Genomic DNA, 17,126 nt, shown 5'->3' with positions numbered 1-17,126 from the left:
AAGTAAACCATGAAAATAATCATACTCGGTGCTGGACAAGTAGGCGGAACGCTCGCTGAAAACCTCGTAGGTGAACAAAACGAAATCACGGTTGTTGATATTGATGGCAACCGTTTACGTGAGTTGCAAGATAAGTACGACCTGCAAGGTGTGACAGGACACAGTGCACACCCAGACGTACTACGCCGCGCCGGTGCGGAAGACGCCGATATGATAATAGCAGTGACCAGTTCAGATGAAGTGAACATGGTCGCTTGCCAAGTTGCTTACAGTATATTTAAAACGCCCACTAAAATTGCACGTATTCGCTCAGAGCAATACCTAAAGTACCGTGAAAAGTTATTTCAAAATGATGATTTACCGGTTGATCACTACATTGCACCCGAGCAATTGGTCACCAAGTATATTCGTCGCTTGATTGACTACCCAGGGGCTTTACAGGTTTTGCAGTTTGGTGATGGCATGCTCTCGTTAGTGGCTGTTAAAGCATACTACGGTGGCTTATTGGTTGGTTATGCGCTATCAGCCTTAAAAGAGCATATTCCTAACGTTGAAACGCGTGTTGCTGCCATTTATCGCCAAGGTAAAGCGATAAAGCCTCTCGGCACCACCGTTATTGAAGCTGATGATGAAGTATTCTTCCTCGCTGCAACTAAGCACATTCGAGCAGTAATGAATGAGCTACAGAAGCTCGAGCGTTCATACAAAAAAATTATGATCGCAGGTGGCGGTAATATCGGTGCAGGGCTTGCCCGTTCACTTGAAAAAAATCACAGTGTAAAGTTACTCGAACGCAGTAAAGAGCGTGCCGAGCAGCTGTCTGAAATGCTCGATAACACCGTGGTGTTTTGTGGGGATGCATCCGATCAAGAGCTGCTATCGGAAGAGCACATAGAACAAGTTGATGTGTTTATTGCGGTGACTAATGACGATGAAGCAAACATCATGTCGGCCATGCTTGCCAAACGCATGGGTGCACAAAAAACCATGGTGCTTATTCAGCGCGGTGCGTATGTTGATTTAGTGCAAGGTGGTGAAATTGATATTGCTATTTCACCGCAGCAAGCAACTATTTCAGCGCTGCTTACTCATGTTCGCCGTGGTGACATTGTAAATGTGTATTCTTTACGTAAAGGTGCGGCAGAAGCGATTGAGGCTGTTGCCCATGGCGACGAAAACACATCAAAGGTTGTAGGGCGTGCAATTGCTGATATCAAGCTTCCTGCAGGGACTACTATTGGTGCAATCGTTCGTAACGATGATGTATTAATTGCGCACGACGACACGGTTATTCACTCTGGTGATCACGTTATCATGTTTTTAATTGATAAAAAGCATATCAACGTCGTTGAAAAACTATTCCAAGTAAGTGCGATTTTCTTATAAGAAAATATGCTTTATATACCGGTTCAATTAAAAAAGCAGCTTAAGTTAAGCTGCTTTTTACGTATATGAAGTGAAGTGTTCATTTTATTTTCCGCTAAGGAAAGCTTATTGTGCCTTGGCGAATTCTTCTTTTGATAACTCACCGTTTTGATCAGTATCTAAGTCTGCAAATATCTCTACAAGGCGTGTATTTACCGATGCCTCTTCTTTGGAAATAGCACCATTACCATCGGTATCAAATGATTCAAAGGTAACCGCAGCAAATGCTGCTGATGAAGCTGCAAGGGCCAAAATAGCAAATGTTGTATTAATATGTTTCATCGTTTTATTCCTCATAAATAAAAAGTAGTATTTTTACTTTTCATTATATTGGTATCGAAAATCTCTTTAAGAAATCACTTTATAAAAATTAAGCTTTTGCAAACTCTTCTACAGAAAGCTCACCATTCCCATCGGTATCTAGTTCAGAGAATAAGCTCATTAGCTCTGCATCCACTGATGCTTCGCTTTGGCTGATTGCGCCACTGCCATCAACATCTAACGTGTCAAAGTCGGTTGCAGCGAATGCTGCTGAAGATGATGCTAATGCGATAAGTGCTAATGTTTTATTTAATGTATTCATCGTTATATTCCTTCAATATTTATGTTTACGAACGCTATATAAACTACCGAGGGCAATCTCATTTCGTTCAATACAAGCTAACTATTACAACTTCGGTGCCAACTCTAAATAGTTATTTAAAATCATGATGTTGATAGTTAAAAAGGAAGAATAAAAAGGTTTAACCACTCTTTTTTGTGGCCAATTAGCAACAAGTCACTTTACATAAAAATTAAATAAATAATAATCAATGGTTTAGGTTTTTAATAAATGACACAGTTTTATCTTTCATACGCTTTTTTAGCTCACTTTTAGAGTGTCTAAAATCGTATTGCAACTGAATAGCCATAGTTTAAAAAATAAACCTGTAAAACAACAAGCTTAAGCCTTTGATTTTAATTGATTTAAAAATATATTTTAACAGAAAAGAAAATAACGGAGCTGGTTTTTGCTTAAAAGTGTGGTTTGTTGCCATTGTGCGAAATCACAATGGCAAAGCGGTTAAATTTTGCTTATAACCGAGTGTCTCTAAAATAAACAATGTCAGTGACTATTTTAGTTTTTACTGAGTTGGCAATAAAACACAATTCATGCGCTTGGTGATGAAAAGATTCCAGTTGCTCAAAGCTCAACGCTTGCCCCTCTGACGGTGTTACCTTCGGCTTTAATGTAACCAGTTTCATAGCGACTTTACCCGCATCGTCTTTTTCCATCACGCCGACAGCATTATCAATATAACTATCAATTTTAATTTTATGTTTTGCAGCAATAGATAAAAAGAACAACATATGGCAGCTCGACAACGAAGCGATAAATGCCTCCTCTGGATCGACATTTTCAGCAACCGAATACGGTAGTGGCACTATATGCGGAGAAGATGATGCCGCCACGCTTAGACCACCATCAAACTCCCACTGATGAGATCGACTGTATTTGTTATCTATAAACAATTCATCTGCTTTACGCGTCCAGTCAATTTTCACTAGATACTCTGACATTTCAATTCCTCTTATTTAGATCACCCACGAAAATGCACTTAGCCACAATAGCTGAATACCATAAGATACACGCTGATAAACCCCTGCGTGCTTTCTTGCCTTAAACGCTTTAGCCAACAACACTAAAAAGTAAATTGTAAATCCGGCCGACACCGCTGAAAACCACCGAAAAATAACCGACACACTCTCACTAAAAACCACCAGCAACGGCGCAATTAGCAATGAAAGTAACATAATAAAACCAGCCCAAGAGTGGATATTACAACTCACAGTTGGCGTTTTTATATAAGGATCTGCATCCATAGGGAAATAACCAGCCACCCAAGTTCCTATACCATGAACAATGACTAGCCAAGCAACTAGATTAATGAGAATAGATGCATCATCAAATGCAAGAACATGCCAGCCAAATAGGCAAAAAAGTATGCCTAGTGGGTAATTGTTTATAAGGGGAGATAATTTTTCTGTAGGGCTACCAGTGGCACCAAGCTCACTGCAAAATTGTTTTCTATGACTGTAATTTGGGTAAAACCGACCAGCCACATAAACACCTACCACAATCCATATACTGGCTATAATTGCGGCGTACGAAGAAATTAGCGATAACATTATTCACCTCCATGTATGAATTAACGCCTTGATAATAAACTTATTTTCAAAACATGTATACCCAAGCCACCTCAATATGCGAGCGTCGCTTTTAAACTAACCCTCTGGGCGTTTCATAGGCGCTTACTCTCTACGTTGTTACTTCTTAAAAGGGACGACCATTATTGCAAAGTAACGCCTTGATATTAAGCCCCTGTGGAACGCTGAATTCTGCATCTTGAGGTGGTTTGGGTATAAACGTTCGATAAACAAACAAAAAAGCAGCCAGGAGGGTGGCTGCTTTAGAGTAAAATGATCAGGGAAGAATCAATTTTAAAAAATCATATTATGCTTTAGAGAACTCTTCTTTTGATAACTCACCGTTTTGGTCAATATCAAGCTCTGTAAATTTCCCCATAAGTTCGGCATCAACTGATGCTTCGCTTTGGCTTATTGCGCCATTGCCATCAACATCTAGCGTGTCAAAGTCGGTTGCAGCGAATGCTACTGAAGACGATGCTAGTGCGATAAGTGCTAATGCTTTATTTAATGTGTTCATAATTAATATTCCTTCAATGTACTATCAAAAAATTGGTTTCAATACTGGTTAAAGCCGTCCTTGCTATCCTTTATCATAGGTTCCTTTCCCATTTAGGTTGTCTTTGGCAACTCAGGATAAACTAAGTATTCAGGTATTAAGCTTGTGAAAACTCTTCTTTTGATAACTCACCGTTTTGGTCAGTATCAAGTTCTGCAAACTTTGCAGAAATAGTCGCATCAACTGATGCTTCCTGCTGGCTAATCACGCCATTACCATCAACATCTAGCGTGTCAAAGTCGGTTGCTGCAAATGCTGCTGAAGACGATGCGAATGCGATAAGTGCTAATGTTTTATTTAATGTGTTCATAATAAATATTCCTTGTAGATAAATTAAGAATGGAAGTCCTTTTCAGAGATCCCTTTAGTAAAAGAATGCCTATATTACGACTTTGAGAACTCGTCTTTAGACAACTCACCGTTACCGTCTGTATCTAGTTCAGCAAACTTTGCCATAAGCTCTGCATCAACTGACGCTTCGCTTTGGCTGATTGCGCCGCTACCATCAACATCTAACGTATCAAAGTCGGTTGCAGCAAATGCTGCTGAAGATGATGCTAATGCGATAAGTGCTAGTGTTTTATTTAATGTATTCATAATAAATATTCCTTCAATGTTTATGGTTTAGAACAAAGTAGTAATCATGTTTTCGTTCAGTACAACTAGACTATTACAACTTCGATGCCAACATTTATAAGCTCAACAAAATCAAAACCTTAAAGAGTTTAGCGCGGAATTTAGAGGTGTTTGTTGTGTTTTTTGTTGCTAAATAGCAACAAAATAAAGGAGGGTAAAATTAAAACTTAATTTATCAGTGACTTACGTAAAATGAAAAAGACACAAAACAGCATCAAAACGAAAAATCATTCTCTATGAGCATCTTTTGAAACACGGAAAAGCTTAATGTATATACAGATAGCTTGAAGTTAAATTTAATTTTAAAAATAAGCCATTGATAAGTAATGACTATTAAAATAATTAAACCGATTTTGAGAAGAGTTACATGATTTTCGCCATTTTGTTGCAAAATAGCGAAAATCATCAAATTTAAACAAGCGGCTCTAGCACTGAGAGGTCAATAAAGTGATCCTTCATGAAGGATTTCATTTCCTCTTCACTTGCCGTTAACTGAATACCAAACTGTGAGCCTGTAGCATGGGTTTTGATACTGCATATTTGTCCACTAAACTCTGTGACGCCTTTGTTATTTTTATCTAATACTATATTGCATTGTGTGTTCTTTAATTTAGTCAGGTCATCTTTGCCTTTTACATCAAACATCACACCCGTCACTGAGATATCCTTAATCACCCCATGTAATTCTCGCTCATCGCTGAGCTTTATTGTTGCAGGTAGTAATGTTGGAATACGCGTTTGTGAGCGTAACCTAAATAGCTGAACTTGGGTTGGGAAGTTTAAATAAATAAGTCGTGCTGGGTGCGATGATACCGACAGTATCTGTTGACGAAAAGCAATAACCTGCCCACCACCGCTTTCGAGCACAGCCCTAACAATGACAACAACACCGTCTTTTAAGTATTCACCAGCATTACTTAAACGCTTGGGCGAGGGATAATTTAATATAACGAATCTATCATTTAAAAAACCGACAAACTCCGTTTTAATACGCTTACTTGTGGTGGGTGTTAAAACCTCTACATCGACAATACTGCCAGCCGTTATGTGCGCTAAATTCTCTAAATTTAATTGTTGTTTTGTTTTTGGCATATCCTTTCCAACTACATATCAATGTTCTAATGCAACAAATGGCCTGAATACTTTTCAAGTCATAACTGATTAACCGCGCCAAAAGGTCGGGGTAAATAATACTAACAAGGTGAATATCTCTAAGCGCCCAAACACCATCGCAATCGTTAATAACCACTTGGCACCATCACTGATCGCGCCATAATGGGCAGCAACATCCCCCAAACCTGGGCCTAAATTATTTAAACATGCAGCCGTAGCTGAAAACGCCGTAATGTTATCCATACCAGTGCCCATTAAGGCTAACATGATTATTACGAACACTAGCGCATACGCAGAGAAAAACCCCCATACGGCCTCAACAACCTTATCAGGCAAGGCTTTACGACCCAGCTTGATAGAATAAATAGCCCGAGGATGAACCAAACGGTTTAACTCTCGCACGCCTTGCAGATAGAGTAAAAAGACTCTCACAACCTTCATACCGCCACCGGTCGAGCCTGCACAGCCACCAATAAAACTCGAAAAAACCAACAATATTGGCAAAAATAATGGCCACGCAGAGAAATTGTCCGTGGCAAACCCCGCGGTAGTACTAATCGACACTGCTTGAAAAAGTGCCTGATCGAGTGTTTCATCACCGTTAGCATAAACATTATTTGAAGACAGTACCGTAAAGCACACAACCACTAGCGCTAACTGTATAAATAAAAACACTTTAAACTCAGGGTCACGTAAATATACGTTGAGATTACGACTCGATACCGCAGCGTAGTGCAACGTAAAGTTAACAGCTGCGATAATTAAAAACACCACGCAGATAAAGTTAATTAATGGACTATCAAAGTGCCCCATAGACGCGTCATAAGTAGAAAATCCACCTATCGCAATTGTAGAGAAAGCATGACAAATCGCATCAAACCATTCCATGCCAGCGGCCCAATAAGCAAGCGTACAGGCAACTGTTAACGCGACATAAATATACCAAAGATGCTTGGCTGTATCGGCTATTCGCGGCGTCATTTTTGAATCTTTAACAGGCCCAGGTGTTTCTGCGCGATACAGCTGCATACCACCAACGCCAAGCATAGGTAAAACAGCCACTGCAAGTACGATTATCCCCATACCGCCCAACCACTGCAGCTGTTGGCGATAAAACAAAACTGATTTAGGAAGGTACTCAATACCAGTAAGCACCGTTGCCCCAGTTGTCGTTAGACCTGAGAATGCTTCAAACACAGCATCTGCTAAAGATAAATTTGGCTCTTGTAAAAAAATTAGCGGCAAGGATGCAAACGCACCTAGTACCAACCAAAATAGCACCACGATTAAAAAGCCTTCGCGAGCTTTTAAATCCCCTTGCTCATGTCTGTTTGGGTAGTACGCAAGTAAGCCAATAACAACACTAAATATAAAAGCGAGAACAAATGGCACACCGCCACCATCTTTATAAATAAGCGATACAATTGCCGGCGGCACCATGGTGATACTAAACAGTACAACGAGTTGGCCGAGAATTTTAATGATGGTACGAAATTGCATTGAGCGATCGCTTTTTATAGGGTAATGGTTAGTGAGTAATGGTTATTGTCTTACTCTTTAATACTTAACTCAACCGCACCATGGCTCAAATCATAAATATCTTTTATGGCTTGCTTAGCTTGGCGGCTATCAATAGTAATAACCCATTCAATATTAGCAGTAAATTGTTTTTCGATATTAAGTACTTGGTACTGTGTTTTCAGCAACTGCTCTATCGCTCCTTGCGCACTGTAATCACTATAACCAATCAGCTCCACACTGGGGACTTTTAAGATTGTTGTTAAATGCGCCAACGCATTATTGAGTGATCCACCATAGGCTCGCACTAAACCACCGGTTCCTAACTTTATACCACCAAAGTAGCGCGTAACCACAGCTGTGATCTCCCCTAAACCAGATCCTACCAGCACATTTAGCATTGGCTTACCCGCCGTGCCGTTAGGCTCGCCATCATCAGAAAATCCATACACATGACTACCGCCCGGGTTACCTGCTACATGTGCCCAACAGTTATGACGCGCATCACTGTACTTTTCTTCAATACTTTTAATGAATGCTTTTGCACAGGCTAAATCGGGCGTATGTGCAATGTGCACAATAAAGGTGCTTTTTTTAATTTCTTCTTGATGAAACACATCCGCTGCGGGGTATTTATATTCTGACATACTTTAGTTAACCAATATTCAACCAAAAAAATGGGGCCATATGGCCCCAATCATTCAAACTTAGAGAATTAAGCTAAGTTTAGATCACGCGTCATATTTTCTAAGCTGTCTTCGTGTACGATAATGTTATCTTCGATACGAATACCACCAAATGGTTTAAACGCTTCAACTTTTTCCCAGTTAATAAACTGTTTGTTGTCGGTTTGCGCTAAATCACCTAATAGTGAATCTATGAAATATAAACCAGGCTCAATGGTGAACACTTGGTTTTTCTCAATCAAACGAGTACAACGTAAGAAAGGATGCCCTTCTGGCGGCGCTTGATGCGCACCACTTTCATCAGCCATAAAGCCGCCCATGTCATGTACTTGCAAACCAAGATGATGGCCAAGTCCATGCGGGAAGAAAGTAGATGTAATGCCGCGCTCAACAATTTCAGCTGCGGGTAGTTTAACAATATTAAAGTCACTCAGTACTTGCGCTACACGCTGGTGGCAATCTAAGTGAAGCTCGCCATATAGCATACCCGGCTTTAACGCTTTCCCTAATGCAATTTGATGATCAGTCATTACATTGATTAAATCAGCAAATTCACCTGATTTTTTAAAATCGTAGGTACGGGTAATATCAGCAGCATAACCGTTAAAATTAGCACCAGCATCAATTAAGAATGAATGATGTGCGTGTGGCGCTTTAGGATCAAAATGCGTGTAATGCAAAATAGCGCAGTTTTCGTTAAGTGCCACAATATTGCCGTACGGCATTTCATTTTCACTTTGACGTGTAGCGATTAAGTAAGCTTGTTGAATATCAAACTCTGAGCCACCATTAAAGAAAGTGTCGCGCGCTGCTTTATGACCATCAACTGCAATACGGTTTGCTTGGCGTAAACATTCAAGCTCATATTGAGTTTTATACGCACGATGATAGTTAAAGTAATTAAGTACTGGCTCAGGGTTCATAATATTAAAACCGAGCGCTTGTGCAACTTCTAAGTACTCACCAATATAAGCATAATTTGCTTTATCGTACGGTAATAGCTTTTCAACTTGATCAGGCTTAAGTAACAGCTCAATATCAAAGTAGTCAGCCCAAAAATCACGCGGCTCATCAGGTACTTTATGCCAGAAATCAACAGGGCGATAAAATATTAACTTTGGCTTATCAGTCCCATTTATAACTATCCAACAATGTGGGTTATCGATTACAGGTAACCAAGCTTTAAAATGCGGGTTAACTTTAAACGGATAATACATGTCATCTAAAAATTGGCGCTTAGCTTGTCCTGAGTGGATCACTAAACCTTCTAATCCTTCACGCTCAACAATAGTTTGAGTACGCTGCTGCAGTGTTGCAATATGTTCGGCGTATAAAACGGCTAATTTATCCATAGTAAACCCATCTGTTAAATTTAACTTGCACTGAGTCTATCATAGACTCATATATCCCCAAACCACCAGCAGATGCACTAAAGCATCTGAGGGGATCTTTACCCACCCATTTTCATTTCTAAAATAGGCGCTAATATATTCCCCTCACGCCCCAAACGCGTGTGGTAAACCTGTCTATAAGCGAATACATTCTTAACATAGTCGCGTGTTTCTCGATACGGAATAAGCTCTACCCATAACTCCGCAGGCATCGCCTCTTTTGGTAACCAACGCTTTATGCGATGATACCCTGCATTATATGACGCTGTTGCAAGCACCTCGTTACCTTTATTTTTCTTTTTTAGATACTCTAAATACTCAGTACCTAAGCGAATATTGGTTTTGGGTTGATTTAAACGACTTCCTGACACCCTACTCTTATTTACATATTTAGCGGTACTAGGCAATAATTGCATTAACCCTCGTGCATTGGCATGCGAACGTGCGTCGGGCGCAAAGGAACTTTCTCGACGAGAAATCGCAATACTCCAGGTTACATCAATGTGGTTACGTTTACTGTAGCGCTCAAATAAATCTTGAAAGGCAAATGGAAAACGCAGCTCCACATAATCCCACGCTTTAATTTGCGCTAAGGTGTAAATAGTACTGTCGTACCAATCAAGTTCGGCAGCCAATTTTGACGCTGCCAATTTCTCTTCTTCACTTGATGTATTCGTTAAATAATTCCACTCTCGTCGTGCTGAAGTAAAGCGTTTTAACTCATACAACGCTTTTGCCCGTTTAAAACCTGGTGCATTAGCAACATTAAGCATCAACTTGTCACTCACTAGTAAAGGTTGATTATTCAACTGCACGGGTAATCCCAAGCGCGCAGCTGCTAAAAAGCCATAATAATCTCGCTCTTGCGCAACTCCCTGCCAAATTGTATTTGCTCTTTCCTTATCACCACGTTGTTCTAAACTATAGGCCAACCAATATTGCTGACCGAGGCTGAGATTTTCTTTACCAGTAAAAAACGCCACAATGCCCGACCAATCTTGAGTTTTGAGCATATTACCCAATTGCCATTGCATCAATTTACGGTCTTGGCGCTCTTTAGGTACTTTACTTAACCAAAAACGTGCTTCTTCATGGCCACTTGAAGCAAGCGCTAACGCAAATGTATAATAAACATCAGCTTTTTTCTCATCAGTGTAATCAAACATCGCGTCTAGTTTTTCCCACGCTTTAAGTGCTAAAGCCTTATCACGCCAAATTAGTCGCTTAATACCATAATGGGCTATTTCACCTTCTTTAACTGATTTGTGCTTATAACGATATAAACCCGCCGCAGAACTTGGATCACTGCGTACTTTACTGTACAGATCGGCCAAATATTGTTCTTTACGAGGCAGCAACGTCTTTAAATAAGGTAATAAGCTACGCGTACCACCTTGAGCAGACAAAGTTATACGTTGCCACACTAACTCTTCACTCATATAACCTTGCTTGCGCCATAGGCTAAATAATGAATCACACTCTTTGGGCTGTGACTTACCTACCACCCATAAATCGGTGACCTGATTAAAAATTGCTTTTTTTGGGGCACCCAAATCCAGCTGGTATTTTAGATAAGTACAAGTCAGCTCATTATTTCTAGTGGTACGGTAATTTTGTATATATGCAGCTTTACGATTATGCTTTTGTAAATGCTGTAACCATGCTTTACGTACTGGCCACTCCAATGGTGTGTGTTCGTAAATTGATAAATAATTTTCTATCTCAGATTGACGCTCAATACTTGGGTTTCGTTGCCAATACATTTTTTCAACGTACGGCTTAAGTGGATGATCGAGCTGTATTGCTGCTTCCTTAAACTCTTGATAACTTCCATTTTTAGCTATTTTTTCAGCGCTTAAAAATGCCTTATGGGCAGAATCGGCTTGGGCAGAAAAAAAAGGAAAGAGTAATGCAGCTGCCGTAAAACCTAACAATTGTTTTTTCATGATGACCTTAAATATTCAAAGGTAAATAAAAGACAAACACTTCACCTACACCTTAGCATCAAACAAGCTATATTTTAACCAGTAGAAAGTCCGCTTAGTAAATTTTTCGTTGCATTTTTAATTTAAAGCAAGCACACTGATTGAAATGCAAACTCATCGTACCAGTCTTAGTTCACTAACTAGGGAGAATAATAATGTTATATAAAAGCGATTCCTTTGAAGTTGCTTTCATCAAGGATAATATCGCCGAGTTCAAATTTTGTGTTGCAGGTTCTGTAAACACCTTGTCTCAGCAAACCTTGAAAGATTGCGCTTACGCATTAAAAGAATTAGCCGCCAACAGCGACATCAAAGGCATGATTTTTACCAGTGATAAAGACCACTTTATTATTGGTGCCGATATTTTCGAATTTTTACCGACATTCACTAAGCCAGAAGCTGAATTAGTTACCTGGATTAAAGATGCCACTGATGTTTTTGATGCGGTAGAAGATTTACCATTCCCAACTCTAAGCGCCATAAACGGCTTAGCACTTGGCGGTGGTTGTGAGTGGGTACTCGCTACCGATTATCGTGTTGCTAGTACAAACGCAAAAATTGGCCTACCAGAAGTTAAACTTGGCATAATGCCAGGATTTGGTGGCACGGTGCGCTTACCGCGCATTGTTGGCGCCGATAACGCCATGCTTTGGATCACTGCCGGTTCTGAAAATCGTGCAGCTGATGCCCTCAAAGTAGGCGCTGTTGACGCGGTAGTTAGTGCTGACAAACTTTTAGAGTCAAGTATATCAACACTTGAATTAGCGATTGCTGGCAAGCTAGATTGGCAAGCAAAACGTAATGTAAAACTCCAACCGCTTAAATTAAACCGCGTTGAGCAAGGCATGAGCTTTGCAATGGCAGAAGGTATGGTAATGGGTAAAACCAAAGGCCACTATCCTGCTCCTATCATGGCGGTTCGTACTATTAAAGCAGCTGCTAACTGTGAACGCGCCGAAGCAATGGCGATTGAAAATGCCAACTTTGCTAAATTAGCTCGTACACCAGAAGCTGCTGCGCAAACAGGTATATTCTTAGCTGATCAATACATCAAAGGTAAAGCGCGCAAACAAGCTAAAGCCAGTGATGTAGCCATTAAACAAGCAGCTGTACTTGGTGCTGGTATTATGGGCGGTGGTATTGCTTACCAATCGGCTTATAAAGGCACGCCAATCATAATGAAAGACATCCAGCAGGATGCGCTTGATTTAGGTATGACCGAAGCATCTAAGTTTTTAGGCCAAAAAGTTCAACGTGGTCATATGACGATGGACAAAATGGTTGCGACGTTAGGTAAAATCAAACCAACTCTTAACGATAGCGATTTACAAAGCGCTAATATCGTAGTTGAAGCCGTTGTTGAAAACCCTAAAGTTAAACAAGCGGTGCTTGCAGGTCTTGAAAAAGATATGCCAGCAGGTACGATTCTAACCTCAAACACATCAACAATTCGTATTGATGAGTTAGCGACTGCCCTTGAAAAGCCTGAAAACTTCTGTGGTATGCACTTCTTTAACCCTGTGCCTAAAATGCCATTAGTAGAGATTATCCGCGGCGAGAAAACCTCGGAAAAAACCATTAATGCCGTCGTTGATTACGCCTTAAAACTAGGTAAATCTCCAATTGTTGTAAATGACTGCCCAGGTTTCTTTGTAAACCGCGTTTTATTCCCATACTTTGCAGGCTTTAGTAAATTAGTTGTCGAAGGCGCTAACTTTGCCAAAGTAGATAAAGTAATGGAAAACGTGTTTGGTTGGCCAATGGGCCCGGCATACTTACTTGATGTTGTAGGTATTGATACTGCATATCATTGTACAGGTGTTATGGCTGATGGTTTCCCTGAGCGCATGTCACGAGCAGAAAAAGATCCAGTTTCAGTATTCGCTAACGAAAAACGTTTTGGTCAAAAGAACAAAGCGGGTTTCTACCAATATGCGCCAGATCGTCGTGGCCGCTTGAAAAAAGCCCAAGATCCACAAGCAGTTGAGCTACTGAGTTCAATCACTGATGCACCAAAAGAGTTTGATAAACAAGAAATTATCGATCGCTGTATGGTGCCAATGATCAACGAAGTGCTACTTTGTTTACAAGAAAACATTGTTGCTTCTCCACAAGAAGCTGACATGGCACTTATTTACGGCATCGGTTTCCCTCCATTTAGAGGCGGTGCGTTCCGTTACTTAGATCAAACTGGGCTAGCTAACTTTGTTGCAACCGCAGACAAATACGCTCACCTAGGTGCGATTTACCAAGTATCTGAGCAAACTCGCAAATGGGCTGAAGAAGGCCGTATTTTCTATAAGGTGGAAGGATAAGACCATGAATACTCCAGTAATTGTAGATTGTATTCGTACGCCAATGGGCCGTTCTAAAAACGGTGTATTTAAACACAAGCGTGCCGAAGATTTAAGTGCTCACCTAATGAAGGGTTTACTTGATCGCAACCCAGCCGTTGATCCAGCATCGATTGACGATATCTATTGGGGTTGCGTACAACAAACTTTAGAGCAAGGTTTTAACGTTGCACGTAATGCATCATTGCTTGCAGGCATTCCGCATTCAGTTCCTGCAACAACGGTGAATCGTTTATGTGGTTCATCAATGCAGGCATTACATGACGCTGCTCGCGCAATTATGACTGGCGCGGGTGACACCTACCTAATTGGTGGTGTTGAGCACATGGGTCACGTACCAATGACTCACGGTAATGATTTCCATCCAGGTCTTGCAACTTCAATCGCGCAAGCATCTGGTTCAATGGGTTTAACAGCAGAATACCTAGCAACAATTCACGGCATTAGCCGTGAGCAGCAAGACCAATTTGCATATCGTTCGCATCAGCGTGCTCATGCAGCAACAGTTGAAGGTCGTTTCCGTCGCGAAATCCTCGCAATGGAAGGTCATGATGATAATGGCTCACTGATTTTAGTTGAAGATGACGAAGTAATTCGCCCAGAAACAACAGTAGAAGGCTTATCACAGCTTCGCCCTGTGTTTAATCCTGCATCGGGCTCAGTAACTGCCGGTACGTCTTCAGCTCTTTCTGATGGTGCATCTGCGATGTTAGTAATGAGCGAAGAAAAAGCGAAAGCTCTTGGCCTGCCAATTCGTGCACGCGTAAAAGCGATGGCGGTTGCGGGTTGCGATCCATCAATTATGGGTTACGGCCCAGTACCAGCGAGTAAAAAAGCACTTGCACAAGCTGGTATCACTATTGATGACATCGACGTAGCTGAACTTAACGAAGCATTTGCCGCGCAATCACTACCGGTATTAAAAGACTTAGGTCTTGCTGATGTAGTTGATGAAAAAGTGAACCTAAACGGCGGTGCTATCGCTCTTGGTCACCCTCTGGGTTGTTCAGGCTCGCGTATTAGCACATCGCTTATTCACTTAATGGAAGATAAAAACGCAAGATACGGTTTAGCGACCATGTGTATTGGTTTAGGCCAAGGCATCGCGACTATATTTGAACGTGTTCAAGACTAATTAGTTTGAACACGTAAACCATCTCTTGGTGATTAAAAGCCGTACTGATTAATTCAGTGCGGCTTTTTTATGATTCGTTTCCCAGGTTGGCCTTGATATGTATCATTGAAGTGACTTTATTTATCGCGCTCAGGTCGTTAAACTAGCAGCCTTAAATTAACCATTAAATGCGACCGCATACGCTAAGGTAAATCAACCATGAGTTTTGATAACCCCGATCACCAATTAGACGCCATCGGCCTACGCTGCCCAGAGCCTGTCATGATGATCAGAAGCGCGGTACGCAAAATGGAAAATGGCGAAACCTTATTAATCACCGCAGACGACCCATCAACAACCCGCGACATCCCCAGCTTCTGCATGTTTATGGATCACACCCTAATAGCCAAAGAAGTCGATGCCGTGCCGTATCGGTATTTAGTGAAGAAAGGGTTATAGGTTGGGTTGAGTGAAACGAAACCCAACAAAAAATTATTCTGCGTCTATACTGATATTTACAGCATCAATTCCCCAATCAACAGCTAATGCCCCTGAATTTACATATTTATGAAAGCTAGAGTATGGCCAATCAACAGCTCTGGTTACATATTTATGTTTCACAGGATTATAATGAATGTAGTTAATATGGTTTTGCAGATCATTATCGTCTCTAATTTTATGCTCCCAGTAACGACGTTGCCATATGCCACGCTCAGATTTAGCAATTCGGCTTGTGCTGCGAAACTCATCTATCGGCAGCGACCTTGAAAAATAGCTTTTAATTAATCGCCACCGCAAAGCATAGTCTCTATCATTTACAGGAAGTTGCCATAGTGCATGTAGGTGATCGGGCATGATAACAATTGCAATTGTTTTTACTGGATACCTTTTAATAACTTTTGAATAAGCACTACGCAATGAGTCAATATTTTGTGTTAGGTATTCTTTATTTCTGTTTTCTAGAGTCAATGTGAAAAAATAACAAGCCCCAGAGTCTAAAACCCGCCTATATTGCATCTATATTCATCCATGAACAATTTTAATTTTTTAACTATAGAGCACAAAGTATATTAGGTACATGTAGGTTGGGTTGAGTCTTGCGAAACCCAACAATATACAAATTCTCCCAACGGTTCATACAAGAACCTTTTCTACAATTACCTCGCTAGGAATTGATCTCCCATTAATTTCTCTTATTGATACTTCCTTTTCGTCTGGATAAAACTCATTCTCTAGCTTTTTCATTATTATGTTGTATTTTTCAAATAGCTCGGAATCCAAAACATACACATACCCTTCACAATTATTAAATTTTGCGAATTTCTTAGCTATTTCAAAGCTTGTAGTGGTCGAAACCCAAGAAAACTCATATATGGCTGAATCATACTGATGATAAAAATACATGAGTTATTATCACTAAATCCAGACTCAAAACCGGCTCCAGACTGTCCAGCTAGCTCTCCTGCACTCAGTACTACATCAATTTTATTACTCTTAGGTATAAATATTTCCTTTATTTATTTTGTCTAATCCTATATTAACCCCGCGGTATAACTTCATGGTCTTCCTTAAACTTATTTCTATTAATAGTTATATAAGCCTTATAATGTGGATAAGCTTATGCCATGTTGGGTTTCGTTTCACTCTACCCAACCTACTTCTGACAGCTCTTACTTCTTAGTTATCGTCACTTTCGGTTGATCATAGTCACTATAATCAATACTGACGATATAACTGCCTTTAATTGCTGGTGTGAAGCTTAAGTAGTTATAGGTAGTATCGCAATCGGCTAAAACGCTTTGCCCTAGCGTTAGTGCTTGACCCGTTGGGTCTTGTTCACTGAATCCGCAATTATAACCTGCGCTCCAATCCATATCGGCAATTTTAAATTCGTACACTTTACCTGGCGTTGAGAATTTCACGTTCGCTTGATAAAGCGCAGGCGCGACTTGAGTAAATGCATATTGCGTTTCTGCGTCCCATAAATTGAAGTCACCCCGTAAGTACATAGTACGGTCAAGCTCTTTACTTGGTAGTACATCGCTAATATCAGGCATTTGTATTTGGCTTGAACATGCGGTTAATAAGCTTGCGAGCGCAAGCGTAATAATTCGTTTCATTAGTTAACCTCTTATACAAAAAAGCCAGCATAGCTGCT

General features: G+C 40.5%; 19 protein-coding genes. 4 read left to right on the top strand and 15 right to left on the bottom strand.

Translation table 11 applies throughout. The features are described from left to right. The first annotated feature begins 9 nt into the window (after nucleotides 1–9). Nucleotides 10–1,386: a Trk system potassium transporter TrkA gene (gene trkA / locus ACJJVX_RS21370; RefSeq protein ID WP_054206566.1), complete on the top strand. Its 1,377-nt coding sequence runs from the start codon at nucleotides 10–12 to the stop codon at nucleotides 1,384–1,386. 105 nt (nucleotides 1,387–1,491) lie between these two features. Here the strand turns inward: trkA and ACJJVX_RS21365 are convergent, their stop codons facing one another. From ACJJVX_RS21365 to ACJJVX_RS21310, 12 genes are all read right to left on the bottom strand, one after another. After that, complete coding sequence (locus ACJJVX_RS21365; protein WP_054206567.1) at nucleotides 1,492–1,707, bottom strand: EF-hand domain-containing protein; 216 nt, start codon at nucleotides 1,705–1,707, stop codon at nucleotides 1,492–1,494. Between the two features lie 88 nt (nucleotides 1,708–1,795). After that, on the bottom strand, nucleotides 1,796–2,008 hold the full coding sequence (locus ACJJVX_RS21360; RefSeq protein WP_054206568.1) for an EF-hand domain-containing protein: 213 nt from the start codon (nucleotides 2,006–2,008) through the stop codon (nucleotides 1,796–1,798). A 491-nt stretch (nucleotides 2,009–2,499) separates the two neighbouring features. Further along, entirely contained in the window at nucleotides 2,500–2,985 is a 486-nt protein-coding gene (locus tag ACJJVX_RS21355) for an OsmC family protein (protein WP_405633457.1), read from the bottom strand. Between the two features lie 15 nt (nucleotides 2,986–3,000). After that, nucleotides 3,001–3,594 carry a DUF998 domain-containing protein gene (locus tag ACJJVX_RS21350; RefSeq protein WP_054206571.1) on the bottom strand — a complete coding sequence of 198 codons (594 nt, stop codon included), beginning with the start codon at nucleotides 3,592–3,594 and terminating at the stop codon, nucleotides 3,001–3,003. 325 nt (nucleotides 3,595–3,919) lie between these two features. Continuing rightward, a complete protein-coding gene (locus tag ACJJVX_RS21345; RefSeq protein WP_054206572.1) occupies nucleotides 3,920–4,132 on the bottom strand; it encodes a calmodulin in 213 nt (70 codons plus the stop codon). A 136-nt stretch (nucleotides 4,133–4,268) separates the two neighbouring features. After that, a complete protein-coding gene (locus ACJJVX_RS21340; protein WP_054206573.1) occupies nucleotides 4,269–4,481 on the bottom strand; it encodes a calmodulin in 213 nt (70 codons plus the stop codon). Between the two features lie 74 nt (nucleotides 4,482–4,555). Further along, the gene (locus ACJJVX_RS21335; protein WP_054455827.1) at nucleotides 4,556–4,768 is read right to left on the bottom strand and encodes a calmodulin; all 213 of its coding nucleotides are present in this window, start codon (nucleotides 4,766–4,768) and stop codon (nucleotides 4,556–4,558) included. 450 nt (nucleotides 4,769–5,218) lie between these two features. After that, nucleotides 5,219–5,899 (bottom strand): flagellar brake protein, encoded by a 681-nt coding sequence (locus ACJJVX_RS21330; RefSeq protein ID WP_054206575.1) that lies wholly within the window; start codon nucleotides 5,897–5,899, stop codon nucleotides 5,219–5,221. Nucleotides 5,900–5,968: 69 nt separating this feature from the next. After that, nucleotides 5,969–7,420 (bottom strand): TrkH family potassium uptake protein, encoded by a 1,452-nt coding sequence (locus tag ACJJVX_RS21325; protein ID WP_054206576.1) that lies wholly within the window; start codon nucleotides 7,418–7,420, stop codon nucleotides 5,969–5,971. A gap of 50 nt (nucleotides 7,421–7,470) precedes the next feature. Beyond that, entirely contained in the window at nucleotides 7,471–8,085 is a 615-nt protein-coding gene (locus ACJJVX_RS21320) for a YigZ family protein (protein ID WP_405633452.1), read from the bottom strand. Between the two features lie 68 nt (nucleotides 8,086–8,153). Further along, complete coding sequence (pepQ, locus tag ACJJVX_RS21315) at nucleotides 8,154–9,476, bottom strand: Xaa-Pro dipeptidase (RefSeq protein ID WP_054206578.1); 1,323 nt, start codon at nucleotides 9,474–9,476, stop codon at nucleotides 8,154–8,156. Between the two features lie 98 nt (nucleotides 9,477–9,574). Then, a complete protein-coding gene (locus tag ACJJVX_RS21310; RefSeq protein ID WP_405633450.1) occupies nucleotides 9,575–11,461 on the bottom strand; it encodes a transglycosylase SLT domain-containing protein in 1,887 nt (628 codons plus the stop codon). Between the two features lie 194 nt (nucleotides 11,462–11,655). Here ACJJVX_RS21310 and fadB point away from each other — a divergent pair, with 194 nt between their 5' ends. The 3 genes from fadB to tusA all read left to right on the top strand — a co-directional run bounded on the left by fadB (nucleotide 11,656) and on the right by tusA (nucleotide 15,427). After that, nucleotides 11,656–13,815: a fatty acid oxidation complex subunit alpha FadB gene (fadB, locus tag ACJJVX_RS21305; RefSeq protein ID WP_405633448.1), complete on the top strand. Its 2,160-nt coding sequence runs from the start codon at nucleotides 11,656–11,658 to the stop codon at nucleotides 13,813–13,815. Between the two features lie 4 nt (nucleotides 13,816–13,819). After that, nucleotides 13,820–14,989: an acetyl-CoA C-acyltransferase FadA gene (gene fadA, locus ACJJVX_RS21300; protein WP_054206581.1), complete on the top strand. Its 1,170-nt coding sequence runs from the start codon at nucleotides 13,820–13,822 to the stop codon at nucleotides 14,987–14,989. Nucleotides 14,990–15,187: 198 nt separating this feature from the next. Then, complete coding sequence (gene tusA / locus ACJJVX_RS21295; RefSeq protein WP_054206582.1) at nucleotides 15,188–15,427, top strand: sulfurtransferase TusA; 240 nt, start codon at nucleotides 15,188–15,190, stop codon at nucleotides 15,425–15,427. Between the two features lie 33 nt (nucleotides 15,428–15,460). Here the strand turns inward: tusA and ACJJVX_RS21290 are convergent, their stop codons facing one another. From ACJJVX_RS21290 to ACJJVX_RS21280, 3 genes are all read right to left on the bottom strand, one after another. Further along, nucleotides 15,461–15,985: an REP-associated tyrosine transposase gene (locus ACJJVX_RS21290; protein WP_054206583.1), complete on the bottom strand. Its 525-nt coding sequence runs from the start codon at nucleotides 15,983–15,985 to the stop codon at nucleotides 15,461–15,463. Nucleotides 15,986–16,102: 117 nt separating this feature from the next. Further along, nucleotides 16,103–16,372 (bottom strand): hypothetical protein, encoded by a 270-nt coding sequence (locus ACJJVX_RS21285; protein WP_405633445.1) that lies wholly within the window; start codon nucleotides 16,370–16,372, stop codon nucleotides 16,103–16,105. Between the two features lie 266 nt (nucleotides 16,373–16,638). Next, a complete protein-coding gene (locus tag ACJJVX_RS21280) occupies nucleotides 16,639–17,088 on the bottom strand; it encodes a hypothetical protein (RefSeq protein WP_054455838.1) in 450 nt (149 codons plus the stop codon). Between the last annotated feature and the right edge of the window lie 38 nt (nucleotides 17,089–17,126).

This window comes from Pseudoalteromonas sp. Ld20 (genome assembly GCF_045064175.1).
GTDB lineage: Bacteria > Pseudomonadota > Gammaproteobacteria > Enterobacterales > Alteromonadaceae > Pseudoalteromonas > Pseudoalteromonas neustonica.
The sequence above is the reverse complement of the archived record's forward strand: the minus strand, read 5'-3'. Positions and strand labels throughout refer to the sequence as shown.

Excerpts from the sequence above, each read along its gene's own strand:
- ACJJVX_RS21355 (WP_405633457.1), bottom strand. The coding sequence starts at position 2,985 with ATGTCAGAGTATCTAGTGAAAATTGACTGGACGCGTAAAGCAGATGAA.
- ACJJVX_RS21365 (WP_054206567.1), bottom strand. The coding sequence starts at position 1,707 with ATGAAACATATTAATACAACATTTGCTATTTTGGCCCTTGCAGCTTCA.
- tusA (WP_054206582.1), top strand. The coding sequence starts at position 15,188 with ATGAGTTTTGATAACCCCGATCACCAATTAGACGCCATCGGCCTACGC.
- fadB (WP_405633448.1), top strand. The coding sequence starts at position 11,656 with ATGTTATATAAAAGCGATTCCTTTGAAGTTGCTTTCATCAAGGATAAT.
- ACJJVX_RS21320 (WP_405633452.1), bottom strand. The coding sequence starts at position 8,085 with ATGTCAGAATATAAATACCCCGCAGCGGATGTGTTTCATCAAGAAGAA.
- pepQ (WP_054206578.1), bottom strand. The coding sequence starts at position 9,476 with ATGGATAAATTAGCCGTTTTATACGCCGAACATATTGCAACACTGCAG.
- ACJJVX_RS21360 (WP_054206568.1), bottom strand. The coding sequence starts at position 2,008 with ATGAATACATTAAATAAAACATTAGCACTTATCGCATTAGCATCATCT.
- ACJJVX_RS21335 (WP_054455827.1), bottom strand. The coding sequence starts at position 4,768 with ATGAATACATTAAATAAAACACTAGCACTTATCGCATTAGCATCATCT.
- ACJJVX_RS21325 (WP_054206576.1), bottom strand. The coding sequence starts at position 7,420 with ATGCAATTTCGTACCATCATTAAAATTCTCGGCCAACTCGTTGTACTG.
- ACJJVX_RS21340 (WP_054206573.1), bottom strand. The coding sequence starts at position 4,481 with ATGAACACATTAAATAAAACATTAGCACTTATCGCATTCGCATCGTCT.
- fadA (WP_054206581.1), top strand. The coding sequence starts at position 13,820 with ATGAATACTCCAGTAATTGTAGATTGTATTCGTACGCCAATGGGCCGT.
- ACJJVX_RS21280 (WP_054455838.1), bottom strand. The coding sequence starts at position 17,088 with ATGAAACGAATTATTACGCTTGCGCTCGCAAGCTTATTAACCGCATGT.
- ACJJVX_RS21330 (WP_054206575.1), bottom strand. The coding sequence starts at position 5,899 with ATGCCAAAAACAAAACAACAATTAAATTTAGAGAATTTAGCGCACATA.
- ACJJVX_RS21310 (WP_405633450.1), bottom strand. The coding sequence starts at position 11,461 with ATGAAAAAACAATTGTTAGGTTTTACGGCAGCTGCATTACTCTTTCCT.
- ACJJVX_RS21350 (WP_054206571.1), bottom strand. The coding sequence starts at position 3,594 with ATGTTATCGCTAATTTCTTCGTACGCCGCAATTATAGCCAGTATATGG.
- ACJJVX_RS21285 (WP_405633445.1), bottom strand. The coding sequence starts at position 16,372 with ATGTATTTTTATCATCAGTATGATTCAGCCATATATGAGTTTTCTTGG.
- trkA (WP_054206566.1), top strand. The coding sequence starts at position 10 with ATGAAAATAATCATACTCGGTGCTGGACAAGTAGGCGGAACGCTCGCT.
- ACJJVX_RS21345 (WP_054206572.1), bottom strand. The coding sequence starts at position 4,132 with ATGAACACATTAAATAAAGCATTAGCACTTATCGCACTAGCATCGTCT.
- ACJJVX_RS21290 (WP_054206583.1), bottom strand. The coding sequence starts at position 15,985 with ATGCAATATAGGCGGGTTTTAGACTCTGGGGCTTGTTATTTTTTCACA.